The organism is Cohnella cholangitidis, assembly GCF_014107495.1.
GTDB classification, from domain to species: domain Bacteria; phylum Bacillota; class Bacilli; order Paenibacillales; family Paenibacillaceae; genus Cohnella; species Cohnella cholangitidis.
This window is the reverse complement of the sequence record NZ_CP041969.1, coordinates 593,501-611,039: the sequence shown is the minus strand read 5'-3', so window position 1 is coordinate 611,039 and position 17,539 is coordinate 593,501. Positions and strand designations below refer to the sequence as shown.

Here is a 17,539-nt window from a genome sequence, read left to right as displayed (position 1 = left end):
GGGCGTGCTAAACAAGGAGAAAAGACCCAATGACAAATGGAAGACAATTAGCGCAAGGGAGGTGGAAGCTCATTCGTTACCGTTGTTCTGCGACAATCTTCAGTTGATCTTGAACGTTATCGGAGCATAATCCGCCGTGATAGCAAATGACTTTATCGATCTCGTAATCGAGCAGTTTCCGGATTGACAGGATCGCGGTTTCCATGTCCAAGGTCGTCTGCCGGACGGGGCCGTGAAGAACTCCGTCTTTGCATGTTAGGGCATCCGCAGCAATGAGAGTTTTGCTCTCCTCCAAGTAGAGGCTAATATGTCCGGCTGTGTGTCCGGGGGTATGGATGACGGTAATTCCGCCGCAAAAGGGCAGTCGTTCGTTGTCGTCTAACGTTCTGTCAACGGATTCGATCGGCGCGTATTCCATTGATTTCATGACATCTTGGCGCATGTGCTCCGGAAGAGCGGATGCCATTTGAGCTAAGGCTTGAGGGCTTGTTTTGATGAGAGGGAAGCGTCCTTCGATGTAAGGCTTATCGAGCCCATGCGCGTAAACCGTGACGCGCCCGGAACATTCCCGCAAAATGTCGGCGGCCCCGCCGACGTGGTCGAGGTCTTGATGAGTGAGAATTATAGACGTGAGCATGTCGAACGTCACGCCTAGTTCGGCTAGCGCGTCGCGCAGTTGGCCGACCTTTCCGGACATTCCCGTATCGATCAGGATAACGTGCTTATCGTCGCGGATCAGCGTTGGATGAAGCGCGGATCGCGCTCCGAATGCTTCGTACGGCAATTCGATCATCGTTACTTGAGCGGGTGCATTCATTCGGGATTCCCTCCAAAAAAAATAATTGTTGACAAACGGTAAATATTTTGCTATAATATTCAATTAAAATAAATTAATAGGTATTATCGTAACACGACTACCGCTCGCATGCAATCCTTTAATTAAAAAGTCAAAGAGGTTACCCTAATCTTCAGGGCAACCTCTTTTTTTTGTCATCCGCGGTTAGTTTCCGGAATGCTGTTTGCGATATTCGTTAGGGGAACAATCCGTCCCTTTCTTGAACACTTTGCTAAAGTATTTCTCGTCTTGAAAACCGACCATTTCGGAGATTTGGGCGATTTTCAATTGCGAGCCGGCTAGCAAATCTTTGGCTCGTTCGATCCGAATACGCGTAATGTAGTCCGTAAGATTTTCGTTCATTTCTTGCTTGAATTTACGCGATATATACTCCCGGCTGAGGAAGAACCGATTAGAAATATCCTGCAGCGACAATTCCTCGTGGAGAAATTGGTCTATGTATTTGGCGATGGCTTGCATGGAGCTTTGGCTGGAGCCGGAACCTTCCGACAATTTCTCCACAACCGACAAAGCTTCCTTCATATAGCCAAGCTTCCAAACCTCTACGTCGAATCTGCCTTCGTTATCGATCACGGCTGGCAGTTGATTGTCTCCCGCGCCTTCGTTGGCGTTATTGGAGCCTTTTATCCACATCGTCTGCGCCAAGCGAAATTCTTGCCACCATAGCTGCAACTGTTCGAGAGTAATGTTATCGCATTGTTCTACCGCTTTGAACCATGACTCGAATGCGGCGGGCAACTGATCTTTGTCCCCGCTCTGAATAGCGTAACGGATTTTTTGCTCGTGCTCGGTGAAAAAAACGACGTTTTTGCCGCCGGATTCAATGTTGGAGTAGGTTTGAATCCATTTGCCGTTGCGGCGCAAGTTGCAGTGGCGTACGGCTTTACGGGCTTGCTTGTAGGATTGCAGCAGTTGTCCGGGAAACATGGCGACGTTCCCTATGCCGAATCCGAATCTCGCTTTTAACACCTGGAAGATCCCGTCGTTCATCTCGGCGATCAGCTTCTCCGCGAGATCGACGTTTTTCCATAGGATGATGACGATTTCGTTCTCTTGCCCCCAATATCGAAAAGCATACCCCGAACCGTGATTGCGCAAAAATTCATTGCAAATATTCGTTAAGGAGAAGTAGAGCAAATCCCAGCCTGCCGCAAACTTATTGCGAATGAATGGAGGGGTAAGTTCTAAGCTCAGCAGACATAATCTCGCTTCTTGTATCGGCTCGCGGATTTCGAATTGCTGCTGAAGCGTCTCCTGTATGGCGACGTAATCCACTTGCTCGCTAAGCATCGTGGAAAAAAATTTATCCAAGTATACCGGCTTGAGCTGATTGATTTCCATGTTTCGGTTACGGTCTCTGCATCGCGCTTCTTCGTCGGTTTGCCATTCGTCGATCGCTTTGGACAAGGCGGTCAACAACTGCGTTTCGTCGATAGGCTTCAGCAAGTAGTCCATTCCGCCGTATTTCACCGTTTGACGTACGAAATTGAAGTCGTCATGGCCGCTGATTACGATGACTTTGCTGCAAGGCGCATGCTCCGCTACCCATGCCAACAATTCTACGCCGCTTACATGCGGCATCATCATGTCCGTGAAAATAATAGCTGGATTTTCGGATTCGATTATTCGAATCGCGGCTTGTCCGTCGGCTGCTTCGAGTACGGCGGTAATTCCCATCCGTTCCCAAGGAACGAGCAGTCTAATCGCTTCTCGGACATGCTTCTCGTCATCGATAATGAGCGTTTTCATTCTGATGCCAGCTCCTTTCCTAGCGGGATGCGAACTTCAACGGAAAGACCTTCCGGGACGGCGTTGGCAAGCGTGAGGGAGGCCGATTCGTGAAAATGCAGTTGCAAGCGAGACAGTACGTTTAGCAATCCGATTCCGCTTTCTTTGCCCCGGCCTGCCGATTGCCCGAGCCTCAAACGCTCGTTAACTTCCGCCAAATTCTCTTCGGTCATCCCGGCTCCGTTATCCCGGACGAGAATAACGAGCAGTTGCTCTTGCAGCGAGCACGAGATCAGCAGCTTCGCCGGTTCGTCGTCATTTTGCTTAAAACCGTGTTTGAAGAAATTTTCGACGAGGGGCTGGAGGATCATCTTCGGCACGAGTATGGACCGCGTCTCAGGGTCCATGACGTAATTGATTTCGAGCGATTTGTCGAATCTCTGCTTTTGTAAATCCAAATACGCTTGCACGTAACCGAATTCCTTCTCGAGCTCGACGATCGTTTCGCCGGTGTTCATATTATAGCGCATCATTTTACCCAGCGACGTCACGAGAGAATAGATTTGCTGGTCTTTATGTTGCAAGGCGACCGTGCCGATGGACTGCAAGGCGTTGTACAGGAAATGAGGATTTACCTGCGCTTGCAAAGCTTTGAGCTGATTGGTCTTGTTGGCTAGCTCCAGCCGATATTCCTTGAGAATCAAATTGTTGATCGTCTGCATCATCGATCGGAATCTTCGCGAGAGAAGCCCGATCTCGTCGTTGCTGCGAATGTCGATGTCGACGTTCAGATGTCCCCGTTCGATTTGGTTGACGTAGCCGATCAGGCTAAGCAAAGGTTTCGTAAAGCGGAAGGAAATCAACAAGGTGGCGAGCACCGCGATCGCTAAGAACATGGCTCCGACCCAAGTGTTAATCTGCGTAATGCCTTCGGCTGTCTTGTACAAGTGCTCGTAAGGAGTCATTTTGACCAAATACCAATCCATCAACGGGGTCGTTATCCGCTCATAGAAAACGATTCCCGCGAAATGGGAGTCTTCCCATTTAAGATAACCGTTCGTAAGATCGTCTTTGCGGATTTTCTTAAGCCAATCTCCATCCAAAGGCTTGCCTGCCGCGCCATTCTCGGAAGATATAATCGTATTGCCGTCGGCGTCGACAATATAAAATTTTTCTTTACCCGAATCATAGAGGTGACTGTTTAAATCCGATAGCGCGTCCAGCTTAATGTCGATTGATAATTGGGCCATCAAAATCTCGCTCGGCGCGCGAAAAATCGGGCGATGGAGGGTGAACACGAGCGTGCTTTGATCCGTGGAACGGGCACCGAGACCATAGCTGTGGCTCATGTGGCTGGGCTCGATAAAAGGCTTCTTCGTAAGGACGTTAAAGTCGTTCGCGGGGATGTCCGCCCTTATTTTATCGCCGCCGTTGCTTAATAAATAGGTCGTATTCTGAGAGACGATATGCAGGCGGACCTGATGGGTTTCCTTAACGCTCTGATAAATGTTAAGCAAGTGATCCCTAAGCAAATTCCGATTGCGTATGACGTCGGAGAGATCGCTTGGAAACACTTCGTCCTCCATATTATGCTCCAGAATATAGTACAGGGAGCGAGGGACGTTGATAGAGTTATAGACGGCAAGCGACTTCTGGTTAATATTTTGCATGTAGCTTTGTAAGTTGGCTTTGCCGAGCGATAAAATCCTGGCGTTCTTCTCGTAGGCTTCCTCCGAAATTGAACGTTTCGTGGAATTGTACGAGATCACCATGGAAGTCGCGATCGGCAAGATCGTCGCGATGAGAAGCAGAAGCATGAGCTTATTGCGGATGGTGTTTCGGAACAGGGACAGCTTCAGCATCGGGATCGCCTCTTCCTTGCGTTTGTCTATCAAACAGTAAACCAAGGTTGCCCGATGGTCAATATGGTCAATATATTCCACCTTGAACATCATCATTCTCTGTGGTTGCGAAGAAATGCTCCGCTTTATACTGGGGACATGGAAGAGAATATTGGAGAAAAGCACCTAGATATCGGGAGGGAGCATACGGAGTGAATTTACTACAAAAAAAGCGTCGCGGAGAGTGGCTGCAACAAATCGTATTTATCGGGCCCGGACTCTTGTTCTTTATCTTAATCGTTGTAGCTCCTTTTGCCATGGGGTTCTACTACACGTTCACGGATTGGGACGGGATTTCCAGCCATGCCAAGTGGAGCGGCCTGGACAACTTGCGGAAAATTTTAACGGATGACGAGAGGTTTTGGACTTCTTTCTGGTTCACCCTCAGATTTACGTTAGTCGCGGTTATCGCGACTAATCTTGTGGCGTTCGGATTGGCCATGCTGCTTAATCAAGCCTTGAAAACAAAAAAAGTATTGCGGACGGTCATCTTTCTCCCGAACGTGATCGGGGGGTTGCTGCTCGGTTACATCTGGTACTTCATCTTCGTACGCGGATTCGCGGCTATCGGAGAATCGACCGGCATCGAGTTATTCAATCTTGCATGGCTGGGAACGAAGGAGACGGCCTTCTGGGGAATCGTTATCGTCTTCGTATGGCAATCGGCCGGCTACATGATGGTTATCTATGTCGCAGCCCTAGTCAGCGTCCCTAAGGATTTGCTGGAGGCGGCGAAGATCGATGGAGCGAGTTCCGGTCAAATGCTCCGCAGCATTATCGTGCCGATGATCATGCCTGCGGTTACGATCTGTCTGTTCTTGACGACGTCGAACGCGTTCAAGATGTTTGATCTCAACCTTTCTCTTACAGGCGGAGGCCCGGGTTATGCCACGGAGTCGATTGCCCTGAATATTTATCGGGAGGCGCTTACCTATAGCCATTACGGATTAGGAACGGCCAAGGCGATGATCTTCTTCATCGGCGTCGCGCTCATTACGGTAACGCAAGTGTTGCTGACGAAGAAGAAGGAGGTGGAAGTCTAATGCTCGAAAAGAAACGTTATTCATTCGGTTTGTTCACGGCGGAAATCGTCGGCATCTTGTTGGCGCTTCTCTTTTTGTCGCCATTCTACTTCCTGATCGTCAACTCCTTTAAGCCGCTCAAAGATATTTTGCTGGACGCGGCCAAGCTGCCGGAGCAATTCGGCTTGGACAATTTCCGCAGAGCCTGGGAAGCGATCGATTTTCCCACCGTGTTCATGAACTCGGTCGTGTTGACGTGTTTGAGCGTTACGGGGCTCGTGGTCATTAGCTCGATGACGGCTTATCGGATCGTGCGCAGCCCTAGCTTGTTCAATCGGTTCTTGTTTACGATGTTCATTTGCGCCATGATCATTCCGTTCCAATCGGTCATGCTGCCTCTCATGAAAATAAGCGCTATTTTCGAGTTAAGAGGGCATCTGTACGGAATCATCATTTGTTATTTAGGGTTCGGGGTGTCATTGTCGATGTTCCTCTTCCACGGATTTATCAAATCCGTGCCCAGGGAAATCGAAGAGGCGGCCGTCGTCGACGGATGCTCTCCGTACGGCGTCTTTTGGAGAATCGTGTTCCCCGTTCTGCGTCCGATCGTGGCGACGGTAGTCATCTTGAACGTGTTGTGGATCTGGAACGATTACTTATTGCCGGTACTCGTCGTTAACAACACCTATACGACGATCCCGCTTGCGATACAACTCTTTTTCGGTCAGTATTTACGGAAATGGGACATGGCCATGGCCGCGTTAACGTTAAGCACGGTTCCGATCGTCCTGTTCTTCTTATTCTTGCAAAAGCACATCGTGGAAGGAATTGCGGCGGGTTCGATCAAAGGGTGAAAATTTGACTATACCTATCGAAATAATCAAAATTTTACACCTAACAGTTCAATAATTTAGGTGTCAGATCTAATCTTCGCCAAATTATAATGACGCTGTAGCAACAGAAACAAATAACCTTGGGAGGTCACACAATGAGTAAAAAATTATCGATTCTGTCTTTGCTTGCCGTACTGCTCGTCACGTTGATCAGCGCTTGCGGAAAAAACAACGGCAATGAAGCAAGTCCATCCGCTTCGTCCGCTCCTGCATCCTCGGCTGCTGAATCTTCGCCTGCGGCGCAAGAATCAGAGGTTGCGAAAAAAGACGTAACGATCAAAGTGTATCAATTCAAGGTTGAAATCGCGGAAGCGCTGAACAAAATGGCTAAAGAGTACGAAGCCGAAACCGGCGTTAAAGTCGAAGTCGAAACGCACGGCGGCGGAGAAGATTACAGCGCGTTGCTCAAAGCTACGCTGGCTGCCGGCGAAGAGCCCGAAATCTTCAATTCCTCCGGTTGGGCAGGATTCGACCCTTACGTAGACCGTGCTACGGATTTGTCGAACGAGCCTTGGGCCAAAGATTTGGTCGAAGCATCCAAACCGCAAATTACGCGTGACGGCAAGCTGCTCGGCATGCCGATGAACTTGGAAGCTTACGGTTTTACTTATAACAAAGACCTGTTCGCTAAAGCTGGCATCACGGAGCTTCCGCAGACGCTTGACGAGCTTGAAGCCGCAGCTAAGAAATTGAAAGACGCAGGCATCATTCCTTTCGCTCTTACGAACGAGTGGTGGTCCATGGGTATCCACACGCTGAATATCGCATTGGCTAACCAAGCTGATCCTGCTGCATTCATCGAAGAAATCAAAGCCGGCACGAAATCGTTCAAAGACGATCCGATCATGAAAGAATGGGTTCGCTTGGTCGATATCATGTTCGCTAACGGCCAAGAAAAAGCGATCACAACGGACTACAACACTCAAGTCGCGGAATTCGCTTCCGGCAAATACGCAATGATTCAACACGGTAACTGGATTCAAGGCATGGTTGACGAAGTAGATCCAAGCTTGAACCTCGGCATGATGCCGGTTCCGCTTCTGGACAAACCGAACGTCTTCACGGGCGTACCGAATAACTGGATCGTAAACAACAAGTCCGCGCATCCTGAAGAGGCTAAAGCGTTCTTGAACTGGATGGTCACTTCCGAAACGGGCAAGAAATATATCTCGACCGATTTCAAATTCGTTCCTGCTCTTAACTCCATCACTCCGAACCCGGATGCGGTAGGTAAAATCGCTGGAGACTTCGCGGTATTCGCTCCGGCAAATCCTGCGCAAGTGAAAACTTGGAACTGGGACCGCTTCCCTGACGGCATCACGCAACAATGGGGCGCAGCTATGCAGGAGTACCTCGGCAAACAAATCAAGAGCGATCAATTGCTGGAGAAATTGGATAAAGCAGTTGCGGATATCGTAAAAAAATAAAGCAATAAAAAAATGGCTAGGCAGACTCACCGTCTGCCAGCCATTTTTAATTATGTCGATCGGGCTTACAAAGCCGGAGGAGTGAACGTCCGCTGAGCGAATTCCGCGTCCATCATGAAGAAGGCGTTGCTGTCCTTGTCGATGCGTTTAAGCTTGTTGATAATGCTGTCGAACATCGATTCTTCTTCGACTTGCTCGTCGATAAACCATTTCAGGAATTGGATCGTGGCGTGCTCCCGATCGTTCATCGCGAGATCGGAGAGATGGTAAATCCGTCGCGTAACTTCTTGCTCATGCTCGAAGGCATGCTCGTACGCTTCAAGGACGGAGGAGTATTCGTTGTTCGGAGTCTCCATTCCGGACATCGTTACCCGCTTGCCGCGGTCGTTTAAGTACTTGTAGATTTTCATCGCATGGAATTTCTCTTCTTCTGCTTGTACCATAAAGAAGTTAGCGAACCCGTCCAAGCTTTCGCCTGAACAGTACGCGGCAATGGCCAAGTAGACGTGAGCGGAATAGAGCTCAAAATTGAGCTGGTCGTTCAAAGCCTTGCTTAGAGATTCATTTAGCATTTTGATACTCACTCCCTCTGTACTCTGTAGGATCTACCCGAATTGTACCATAAATTAGCGGGTCATCCTATCCGGTGCTTTAATTTCTCGTAAAGCGCCTCAGGGGAGGGGGCTACGACAACTTCCGTTTTTCCGATCAAGACCATGCATTGCTTCGTGCATAGTTTACACTCGCCCAAGCAGTCTTTTTTCTTCTGCTTCATGTCCGGGTACTCGGCCTTTAGCGTTTTGTAAACCATCTTGGAGCCGTGCTTGAAGTTTCGGCAGCAGTACTTGATTTTCCTCATGCTCGAACCAGCTTTCTTGGAAAATGATCAACCTCCTAAATGATATTAATTCTCATTATCATTGTCAATGGAAAAAATAAAAAACCACTCCGGAAGAGGAGTGGCTTCGATGAGAATAAGATTAACGGCTGTAGAACTCGACGATTTGTTTTTCGTCGATATCTTGGGAAAGCTCGCCGCGGTCCGGAAGACGAATGTACTTACCTTCCATTGCGTTGGCATCGTATTCTACGTAGCCTGGCAGGTGATGACGCGCTTCGGATGCTTCTTTGATCGATTTAAGGGAGCGGGAACGCTCGCGAAGACCGATTTTGTCGCCTACTTGCACGATGTAAGAAGCGATATCGACTTTCTTGCCGTTGACTGTCACGTGACCGTGAGAGACCAGCTGGCGAGAGCCGTAACGGGAGTTAGCCCAACCTAGGCGATACACGAGGTTGTCCAAGCGGCTTTCGAGCAAGAACATGAAGTTCTCACCGGCAATACCTTGTTGTTTCGATGCGCGATCGAACAAGTTGCGGAATTGCTTCTCGTTCAAACCGTACATGTGGCGAAGTTTTTGTTTTTCTTGCAATTGCATTCCGTATCCGCTGATTTTGCGGCGTTGGTTAGCGCCGTGTTGTCCCGGAGGGAAAGCGCGTTTCAATTCTTTACCGGATCCGCTTAGGGAAATTCCCAGACGGCGGCTTAATTTGAACTTAGGGCCTGTATATCTTGACATGAGTTAGAAAGCTCCTTTTTCAAAATGAAATTTTCTGAAAATGGGTTTCGTTGCGCGGATTTCGCCATAACCGAATGATTCGGTTCCAGAAGGGATGTTCAGCCGCAGCCCGCTGGCGGGTCGTCCGAGAGGGTGTCACAAGAACTAAGCCCAGTATTCAACAAGTTATATTATAAGAAACTGTGAGCGATTGTCAAGAAGCTTATTAAAAAGCATTTCATAAAAAATAAGAAATAGGACTATAGACTTCTATGAACCTAGTGCAAAAATCACTGTTTCATTGTATAGTTAAGGAAAGAGGACATCGGGGCGGAGGTGTCGGGTATGGTCAGTAAGAGAAAAACGCAGCAGCAACACGATGTGCCAGAGGATCTAGAGAATCCAACCCGCACCCGTCAGCAGCTGCCAGGATGGCTGCAGAAGCAGGATTTAACGGAAGCAGATCTCCCCTATATCCATTCGTTGCTAGTAAGTTGCTATACGGAATGGCGGGAAGACGTTGAAGGCTTTCCTTGGTTAGGCGGACAGTTGACGTTGCTTCATCCGGACGGAACTAGCGTATCCGCCGGCGGACAGGATGACGATAACGAATATTTACTCGACACTTGGAACGCGGAGATGATCGGTCCGACGGCGGCAAGTACGGCGCTTGAGACATGTCGGCCTACCTTGATGCGCGCCGAGGAACATCGCTACCCTAAGCTCAAAGCGTTCGATTCAATAGCAGTCCCTATTTTTACCCGCACGACAGGCATTCCGTGTGCCGTAGTCGCTTGTTTATTGCCTGCAGGCACGGCGCAGGCAGGGGATTTGAAGCTGCTTCAAGCGGCCGCGTTGCATATTCGCAGCTGCATTTACCGCCATTTCGAGAATCTGTTCGTCGGCGGTCTTTTAAGGGAACGCAAGTTATCGAAGAAAGAAGAAAGCCGCAGGGATATTCTTTTCGACGTGATGAGGCGGTTGAACGATCATATCGACGTCGAGAACGTGCTGTCCGAGGTGCTTGACAGCCTTGAACAGCTGTATCCGATCTGCAAGGCGGATTTGTTTCTTTCCCAAGACTATAATAGTCCGAACGAGAAGGTCAAACCTTTGGCATTCCACTTGAGTGACATGGATCTATGCAAATCCGCGTTCGTGGACGGCAAAATTCGCGAAGACCGCTTCGGCGGGCGCCATAAGCTCGCCGTGCCATTGTCGGGCAAGCAAGGCGTCTATGGAGTTCTTCGGCTTGATTTGCCGGAGAGAGAGTTCGACGAGGCGGATATCAGCTTCTTGTCGATGCTGGCTGCCGCCGCGGGCGCGGCTTTCGAGAAAGCCAAGCTTCACGAGCAGGCTAACGTTCTGGTCGGGGAATTGCGTTTGATCAACGAGTTGACGCAACGGCTGAACAGCAGCTTGAAACTGTCGGACACGATGCAGTTCGCGTCGACCGAGCTGCTCGCGATATTCAAATCCGATTTTTGTTGCATTCTGCAATACGACGTGGATTCCCAGCAATTCGTCGTGATGTCCGCGAACGTAACGGAGATGCTTGGAGAAACCTATTCCAAGGATTACGGATTTTGCGGCGTGATGTGGTCGACGAAAGAGCCGATCATTTTATCCGATTATTGCTCGGCGACTCCCGTTTCGTCTCAATTGATGGACGTGACCCATTCACGTTCTCTTTTGGCTTCTCCGTTGCTTCTCAACGGCGAGGTGATTGGCGCCGTACTTATCACGAAGAGCGAACCGAATCACTTCTCTTACGATAACTACAAGCTGTTGCAAGTACTATCCGCCCATTTAGGACTCGCTATGTCCAACGCCACGTTGCATGCGAAGGTACGTAAAATGGTCATTACGGATAATTTAACCGGCTTGTATGCTCGTCATTACCTTAATGAGAGAATAGGCCGCAAACAGCTTCGGGATAACTCGGGCTCGCTTATCGTCGTAGATATCGATCACTTCAAAAAAATCAACGATACTTACGGGCATCAGGTCGGGGATAATATCCTTATCCAAGTCAGCGGCATTATTCGCTCCTCGATCCGCGATAGCGACATCGCCGCGCGCTGGGGCGGGGAAGAGTTGGCCATCTATTTGCCATTGCTGGGTCTGGAAAAGACGGAACGGGTGGCAGAGAGAATCCGGCAAAGAGTCGAAGAGGAGACGAATCCTCAAGTGACGGTTTCTTGCGGAATATCGGAGTGGCGACTGGCGGACGAGAGGGTCAGCGTCGAGACTTTGTTCTACAAGGCGGATATGGCGCTGTACGAAGCCAAGCACCAAGGACGGAACTGCATAGTGGTCGGGTAACACCGGAACGGGAACAAGCTTGCTCGAAGTCATCGGACTTCGGCAAGCTTTTTTTGACGAGCGGAGGAACCGATTTAGCGTTCATTGATCGGCTTTGCGAATAGACATGACAAAAGGGGAGAGGATACGAAGCGTAAGGGGTGAACATATGAGGAGCGAAATACTGAAAACAATAACCGCATTCACGGGATCGGCAATGCTTATGCTGGTTATTCAGGGCTGCATGGCGTCCACGGAATCGCTGCCGGCGGAGAAAGCCTTCGCCTTGTCCGCTTCCGCTTTGTCGGGAAGCGAAAGATATGAATTCGCCGGAGAAGTAACCGTACTCGATTCCGGCGGGGTCGTAGGGGGGAGATCGGAGTACAAAGGGGAAGTCACGTTGCACGGCAAGCTTGACATGCAATGGAAAGCTTCGGGCGTATCGCCTGCTTCGCATGCGTCGGGCCATACGATAACCTATCGGCCGCTTCAATTGCTCGAAGCTTTTAAAGCCACGACGGCAACGATTTCCTACGTCGAGAATCCACTGCCCGATCAACCGGTCCGCATGCAGATTAAATTAGACGACAATGTGGCTAAGGACAGGGTCGTGAAGCAGTTAAAGGAGGAATTCGCCCTCCTGCGCGCCGACAAAGGCCTTCTGAGGGGCGATCCCGATGAAGCCGAGAAAATACTGCGGACCTCGGAAGCGAAGCTTCAGGCGGCGATAGACACCTTAAGGGTGAAGACGGATTGTCAATGGACGGCGAATTCGAAAAGCTGGTTTCCTTCCCAAATGAAAGAGGAGACGGTGTTGAATTATGAATGGGATGGCAAACCTTGTCAGGAGAAACGCGTTTCCGAGACGAATTTCCTCCTCAAAGCGCAAGGTGGTACAATGAAGAAGGTTAATCAGGGATAGCTAAAGGAGAGTCTTGCGATTATGAGAGATCCACGCTTGCAGAAACTAGCCGCTAATCTGGCAGGATACTCGGTAAAAGTTCAACCGGGAGATAACGTTCTCATCGAGATGATCGGATCGGAGCGCGAATTGCTGAAATGTCTGATCGAAGAAGTGGCACGATTAGGCGGAAATCCTTTCGTCGAAATCGAGGACCGTTCCGTCACGAGAACTTTGCTCAATTGCGCGAACGAGGAGCAATTGGCGACTTGGTCTGCTTACGATCTGGAAAGAATGAAACGGATGCAAGGATATATCGGTATAAGGGCAGGGGAGAACGTCAACGAGCTTGCCGATGTTCCGGCCGCGAAGATGAAAATGTACGATCGGATTCATCGCCATCCGGTACATATGGAGCAACGGGTCAAAAAGACCAAATGGGTCGTCTTGCGTTATCCGAACAGCTCCATGGCCCAATTGGCCAACATGAGCACGGAAGCGTTCGAAGACTTTTATTTTGACGTGTGCAATTTGGATTACGCCAAAATGGACCGTGCCATGGATCCGTTGCAGCAGCTCATGAGCCGGACGGATAAAGTGCGGATCGTGTCTCCGGGCACTGATCTAACGTTTTCGATTAAAGGCATAGGCGCCCAGAAGTGCTCCGGCGAGCGCAACATTCCGGACGGCGAAGTGTACTCGTGCCCGGTTCGGAATTCCGTTAACGGTACGATCGCATATAACACGCCAAGCGTATACAACGGATTTACTTTCGAGAATATCGAATTCACTTTCGAGAACGGGAAAATCGTCAAAGCGACCGCGAACGATACCGATCGAATTAACGCGTTGCTGGACAGCGACGACGGAGCGCGCCATATCGGGGAATTCAGCTTGGGCTTCAACCCGTACATTCTCCATCCGATGAAGGATACGCTGTTCGACGAGAAAATCGCGGGAAGCCTTCATTTTACGCCCGGGCAAGCCTACGAGGTTACCGACAACGGCAACCGTTCCTCGATTCATTGGGACCTTGTGCTCATCCAAAGGCCGGAATACGGCGGCGGGGAAGTGTATTTCGACGACGTGCTAATACGCAAAGACGGATTGTTCGTCATTCCTGAGCTCGAAGGCCTAAACCCGGATTCTTTGAAATAATGCATTCCCCTCTTGCGTGAATTTAGGGGAACAAGGTATGATGTGAAAGAGATTGATTTGCCTAAATTTTAGGAGGGATACCATGTCTAATAATGCGGCTATTGTTGAATTGTCCCAAACCGCCAATAAGTTTCGTTCATCCATCGTTCTTCAAGCTGAGAACAAGTACATCGACGTCAAAAGTATCCTGGGCTTGTTTACTACCCTAGTCGGTAACCTTTCTTATGAGCTTCACGTTCATGGGCCGGATGCCGAAGAAGCGAAGAAGGAATTGGGCGCTATTTTCGCTAAACATAACTTGAACGTTACGGTTGTGGAATAGTCGGACCCCAACGGAATAATGGTTACTTAAGAGACATCTCGTCCGGTTGGGCGAGGTGTTTTTAGTTAAAGGGCTTCGATGATCTTGTACTTCTTTGCAATATCGTCTAATATAAAAGGGATAGCTAGAGAAAGCTGGCGTGCTACACATCATCATCGGCGCGGAGGCTCGCTCTTTATCGGTAGTTTGGGCACAGGGGGAGTGGGAATGGCAGCATCGGATACTATGATCGATCTGAATGAGAAGGCGTTGCGTCTGCTTCAGGAGGATGCCGACAAAATCGAGAAGTTGATCGCGATCCAGATGGAAAATCTGACGACCCGCAAATGCCCGCTATACGAGGAAGTGCTGGACACCCAGATGTACGGCTTCTCGAGAGCGGTTGATTTCGCGGTCAGGACAGGACTGGTTGACGAAGGCGCGGGCAAATTGCTGATCAGCCAGTTGGAACGGAATCTGGCGATTTTATACGAAGCGTTGGAAACAAAAGAAGAGTAGCAACCCGTCGGGTTGCTGCTCTTCTTTTTTGTCGGCATTTTGAGTGTCGGCATTTTGAGTATTGGGCCTAGATCACACGAAGTAGAAGGATACTCCGAGTATGATGTACACGATCAGAAGCAGCTTGCCTTCGAACCAGGTCGTGGCTCCGTCCCTGGAAATGGAAGTCGCGATCAGAACGGCGACTCCGATGGCCGCAATCTCGATGGTCGTGAAGATGAGATTCATGCCTTCGCCGAACAGCAAACTAATGAACACAAGCGCAGGAGCGACGAACAACGCGATTTGCAGGCTGCTGCCGACGGCGATTTCGACCGCGGCGCCCATCTTGTTCTTCATCGCCAGCATAATCGCCGCGCTATGCTCTGCCGCGTTGCCCACGATAGCGACCACGAAAGCCCCGACGAACAATTCCGACAATCCGAAACGCGAGGAGAAGGTGTCAAGGGTATGTACTAGCCATTCGCTTATGAAGGCGACCATGACAGTGGCGACGACTAAGAAAACGACGGACAGTCCCTTGGACCATGAAGGTTCCTCCCCATGATCGGGCTGGGTTTCGGCGTGATCCTCGAGCATGCTCTTGTGAGTAAACATGGAATAGAACAGCCAACCGGCATAAGCGATTATGAGAAACGCAGCGACAACCAAGCTGATGTTCATCGTATTGTGCTCGGATATGTGCTCGGTTTTGACGAAGATGGCCGGAATGAACAGGGCGATGACGCCGAGCAGCATAAGGGAGGCATTCTGGCCAGCCAGGTGCTGGTTGAATTTCTGTTCCTTATATTTTAAACCGCCTGCTAGAGCGCTTGCCCCTAGCACGAGCAGCAAGTTGCCGATGATCGCGCCCGTTAAGCTCGCCTTGACGATTTCGAACAATCCTTCCTTGATCAGGAAAATGGCGATAATGAGCTCTGCCGCGTTGCCGAACGTCGCGTTAAGGAATCCTCCAAGCCGCTGGCCGGCGTAGTGGGCGACGGATTCGGTCGCTTTGCCGAGGAGTCCTGCCGCGAATAGGATGGCTATTCCGGCGAACGCGAATTCGATCTCCGCGCCCCAGTGCATGTAGTGGGAAAGGGCGCTAAGAACGAAAGTAATAATGAGTAGCGGAAAGAACAGTTTTTTCAACAAACGAACACACCCCGTCGCGGAACTTTTTTAATATCCTCTTTAAGTTGCAAATGGCATTTCTTACTATACCCAATATGCTATGCGAAGTAAACGGGGGGTCTAAAGTTCGAGGCGGGGATAGAGGGGATTCGCTTCCGGTTGCTTCTGGGCTAGTCTTCCATTACAATGGAAGCATAACAGGTTCGGGAGAGTGAGCCGCCATGACGGAAGAGATGCAGCAAGGTTTAATTCGGATTTCTGATGATGTCGTCGCTACGATTGCCGGATTAGCGGCGTTGGAAACGCCTGGAGTCGCCGCCATGTCGGGCGGAATTTCGGAAGGCTTGGCCAAACGGCTGAGCGGACGCAACGCTCAGAAGGGCGTTTCGGTAGAAGTAGGTCAAGTGGAGGCAGCCATCGACTTAAGGATTGTGGTGCAATACGGCATTCCTATTCAAGAGGTCGGGCGCCGACTGCAAGATAATGTCCGTGAAGCGGTCGAGAATATGACCGGTCTTACCGTCGTTGAGGTGAACGTCAAGGTAGAAGGCGTTGCGTTCAAGGACGAGGAGACGGAAGAAGCTCACCGCGTAAAGTAAACAAAGCAAAAACGTGATCAAAGCGGCCTCGAAGCTGCTCGATCACGTTTTTTTAATTTCTTCCGGAGTAGGATGGGGTCGAGGTCGGTTCTTTACCTACCCGGTTATATTCGCGGGATATGCTAAGCAGAACTCCCATGCCCGTCAGCAACGTTAGCATCGAGGAACCCCCGTAGCTGATGAACGGCAACGTTACTCCGGTAATCGGGATCGCGCCGCTAACGCCGCCCATGTTAATAAGGGCTTGGATGGCGATCAAGGAGACGAGTCCGATACCGACTAACGTCCCGTAGATGTCGGGACAACGGAGCGCTACGATAAGCGCTCTCCACAGGAAGAGGATATAGAACAAAATAAATATCGTTGTCCCTACGAAACCTAGCTCTTCGCCGATGACCGCGAATATGAAGTCATTATACGCGTAAGGCAAGTAGAATAACTTTTGCACGCTATTGCCCAACCCGGCGCCGAACAACCCGCCATGCCCGAAAGCCTCGAGGGAACGCGTCAAATGGTAGCCGGTGCCTTGTTGATCCGCCAATGGATCCATAAAGGCGGTAAAGCGGTCTCCGCGGAAGCCGAAATCGGCATCGCCGTTGAAGAGGAAATAAAAGCTTGTCCCCAGCGCCGCAAGACCTAGAAGAACGCCCGAAGAAAGCATGATATGCTTCAAGTTCGAGCCGCCGGCGATGACGATCGCGGAAGCGCACATGACGAGAATCGCGCAGGAGCCGAAATCCGGCTGCAGCATGATGAGGAAGGCGAAAAAACCGACCACGATCATAACGGGGAGCAGACCGCGTTTGAAATCGCGGAACTTCTCATCCTTCTTCGCGATGATAGCCGCGAGGTAAAGGATGATAGCCAATTTGGCGAACTCCGTCGGCTGCACGCCGAAACTGCCGACTCCTAACCAGCTAGTCGCTCCGTTTCTCGATTCCCCGATGATGGGGACGAGGAAGAGCAAAAATAACGTTCCGATAAAAAACAGCATAAACAGCTTCTTGTACTTCTGGAAATGAATGTTCATCATCACCAGCATGATAAAAGTTCCTATTCCAACCCACATCAATTGACGCTTCAAGAAATAGAGAGCGTCATTATTGTAATCGGAATCGGACACCGCCATGCTCGAGCTTGCGCTGAACACCATAACAAGACCGAAACCCACAAGCAGAAGCGTCAGAATCAGCAACAGAAAATCAGGAGTGCCCCGCTGACCGCTCTCTGGAGTCTTCATCTTCGATTCCCCCGCGCC

Annotated in this window: 17 protein-coding genes; 9 read left to right on the top strand and 8 right to left on the bottom strand. The window is 50.0% G+C overall.

From position 1 onward, the window contains the following. Window positions 1-76 precede the first annotated feature (76 nt). The 3 genes from FPL14_RS03115 to FPL14_RS03105 form a co-directional block, all read right to left on the bottom strand. On the bottom strand, window positions 77-817 hold the full coding sequence (locus FPL14_RS03115; protein ID WP_182301657.1) for an MBL fold metallo-hydrolase: 741 nt from the start codon (window positions 815-817) through the stop codon (window positions 77-79). 183 nt (window positions 818-1,000) lie between these two features. Further along, window positions 1,001-2,605, bottom strand: a complete 1,605-nt coding sequence (locus FPL14_RS03110; protein WP_182301656.1) for a response regulator transcription factor — start codon at window positions 2,603-2,605, stop codon at window positions 1,001-1,003. Continuing rightward, complete coding sequence (locus FPL14_RS03105; RefSeq protein WP_182301655.1) at window positions 2,602-4,446, bottom strand: cache domain-containing sensor histidine kinase; 1,845 nt, start codon at window positions 4,444-4,446, stop codon at window positions 2,602-2,604. Before FPL14_RS03105 ends, FPL14_RS03110 begins: the two co-directional genes overlap by 4 nt. A gap of 191 nt (window positions 4,447-4,637) precedes the next feature. Here FPL14_RS03105 and FPL14_RS03100 point away from each other — a divergent pair, with 191 nt between their 5' ends. The 3 genes from FPL14_RS03100 to FPL14_RS03090 all read left to right on the top strand — a co-directional run bounded on the left by FPL14_RS03100 (window position 4,638) and on the right by FPL14_RS03090 (window position 7,827). Next, complete coding sequence (locus FPL14_RS03100) at window positions 4,638-5,528, top strand: carbohydrate ABC transporter permease (protein WP_229263759.1); 891 nt, start codon at window positions 4,638-4,640, stop codon at window positions 5,526-5,528. After that, complete coding sequence (locus FPL14_RS03095) at window positions 5,528-6,361, top strand: carbohydrate ABC transporter permease (protein WP_182301654.1); 834 nt, start codon at window positions 5,528-5,530, stop codon at window positions 6,359-6,361. The genes FPL14_RS03100 and FPL14_RS03095 overlap by 1 nt, the downstream gene beginning before the upstream one ends. Window positions 6,362-6,495: 134 nt before the next feature. Further along, a complete protein-coding gene (locus FPL14_RS03090; protein ID WP_182301653.1) occupies window positions 6,496-7,827 on the top strand; it encodes an ABC transporter substrate-binding protein in 1,332 nt (443 codons plus the stop codon). A 65-nt stretch (window positions 7,828-7,892) separates the two neighbouring features. On the opposite strand, the gene FPL14_RS03085 is transcribed toward FPL14_RS03090, so the two are convergent. The 3 genes from FPL14_RS03085 to rpsD form a co-directional block, all read right to left on the bottom strand. Then, on the bottom strand, window positions 7,893-8,399 hold the full coding sequence (locus FPL14_RS03085; protein WP_182301652.1) for a ferritin: 507 nt from the start codon (window positions 8,397-8,399) through the stop codon (window positions 7,893-7,895). A gap of 62 nt (window positions 8,400-8,461) precedes the next feature. Continuing rightward, window positions 8,462-8,686, bottom strand: a complete 225-nt coding sequence (locus tag FPL14_RS03080; RefSeq protein ID WP_182301651.1) for a DUF1450 domain-containing protein — start codon at window positions 8,684-8,686, stop codon at window positions 8,462-8,464. Window positions 8,687-8,807: 121 nt separating this feature from the next. Then, the gene (gene rpsD, locus FPL14_RS03075) at window positions 8,808-9,407 is read right to left on the bottom strand and encodes a 30S ribosomal protein S4 (RefSeq protein ID WP_182301650.1); all 600 of its coding nucleotides are present in this window, start codon (window positions 9,405-9,407) and stop codon (window positions 8,808-8,810) included. A gap of 324 nt (window positions 9,408-9,731) precedes the next feature. Here rpsD and FPL14_RS03070 point away from each other — a divergent pair, with 324 nt between their 5' ends. The 5 genes from FPL14_RS03070 to FPL14_RS03050 all read left to right on the top strand — a co-directional run bounded on the left by FPL14_RS03070 (window position 9,732) and on the right by FPL14_RS03050 (window position 14,569). Continuing rightward, a complete protein-coding gene (locus tag FPL14_RS03070; RefSeq protein WP_182301649.1) occupies window positions 9,732-11,711 on the top strand; it encodes a sensor domain-containing diguanylate cyclase in 1,980 nt (659 codons plus the stop codon). 148 nt (window positions 11,712-11,859) lie between these two features. Further along, a complete protein-coding gene (locus FPL14_RS03065) occupies window positions 11,860-12,612 on the top strand; it encodes a hypothetical protein (protein ID WP_182301648.1) in 753 nt (250 codons plus the stop codon). Window positions 12,613-12,633: 21 nt separating this feature from the next. Further along, on the top strand, window positions 12,634-13,749 hold the full coding sequence (locus tag FPL14_RS03060; RefSeq protein ID WP_182301647.1) for an aminopeptidase: 1,116 nt from the start codon (window positions 12,634-12,636) through the stop codon (window positions 13,747-13,749). An 82-nt stretch (window positions 13,750-13,831) separates the two neighbouring features. Continuing rightward, entirely contained in the window at window positions 13,832-14,071 is a 240-nt protein-coding gene (locus tag FPL14_RS03055) for an HPr family phosphocarrier protein (protein WP_182301646.1), read from the top strand. A gap of 207 nt (window positions 14,072-14,278) precedes the next feature. Continuing rightward, window positions 14,279-14,569 (top strand): Fpa/YlaN family protein, encoded by a 291-nt coding sequence (locus tag FPL14_RS03050; RefSeq protein WP_182301645.1) that lies wholly within the window; start codon window positions 14,279-14,281, stop codon window positions 14,567-14,569. A gap of 72 nt (window positions 14,570-14,641) precedes the next feature. On the opposite strand, the gene cax is transcribed toward FPL14_RS03050, so the two are convergent. Continuing rightward, on the bottom strand, window positions 14,642-15,703 hold the full coding sequence (gene cax, locus FPL14_RS03045; protein WP_182301644.1) for a calcium/proton exchanger: 1,062 nt from the start codon (window positions 15,701-15,703) through the stop codon (window positions 14,642-14,644). A gap of 200 nt (window positions 15,704-15,903) precedes the next feature. Between cax and FPL14_RS03040 the strand changes: the two genes are divergently transcribed. Further along, entirely contained in the window at window positions 15,904-16,281 is a 378-nt protein-coding gene (locus tag FPL14_RS03040; protein ID WP_182301643.1) for an Asp23/Gls24 family envelope stress response protein, read from the top strand. A gap of 52 nt (window positions 16,282-16,333) precedes the next feature. Here FPL14_RS03040 and ftsW read toward each other — a convergent pair whose 3' ends face one another. Beyond that, window positions 16,334-17,521 (bottom strand): putative lipid II flippase FtsW, encoded by a 1,188-nt coding sequence (gene ftsW, locus FPL14_RS03035; RefSeq protein WP_182301642.1) that lies wholly within the window; start codon window positions 17,519-17,521, stop codon window positions 16,334-16,336. Between the last annotated feature and the right edge of the window lie 18 nt (window positions 17,522-17,539).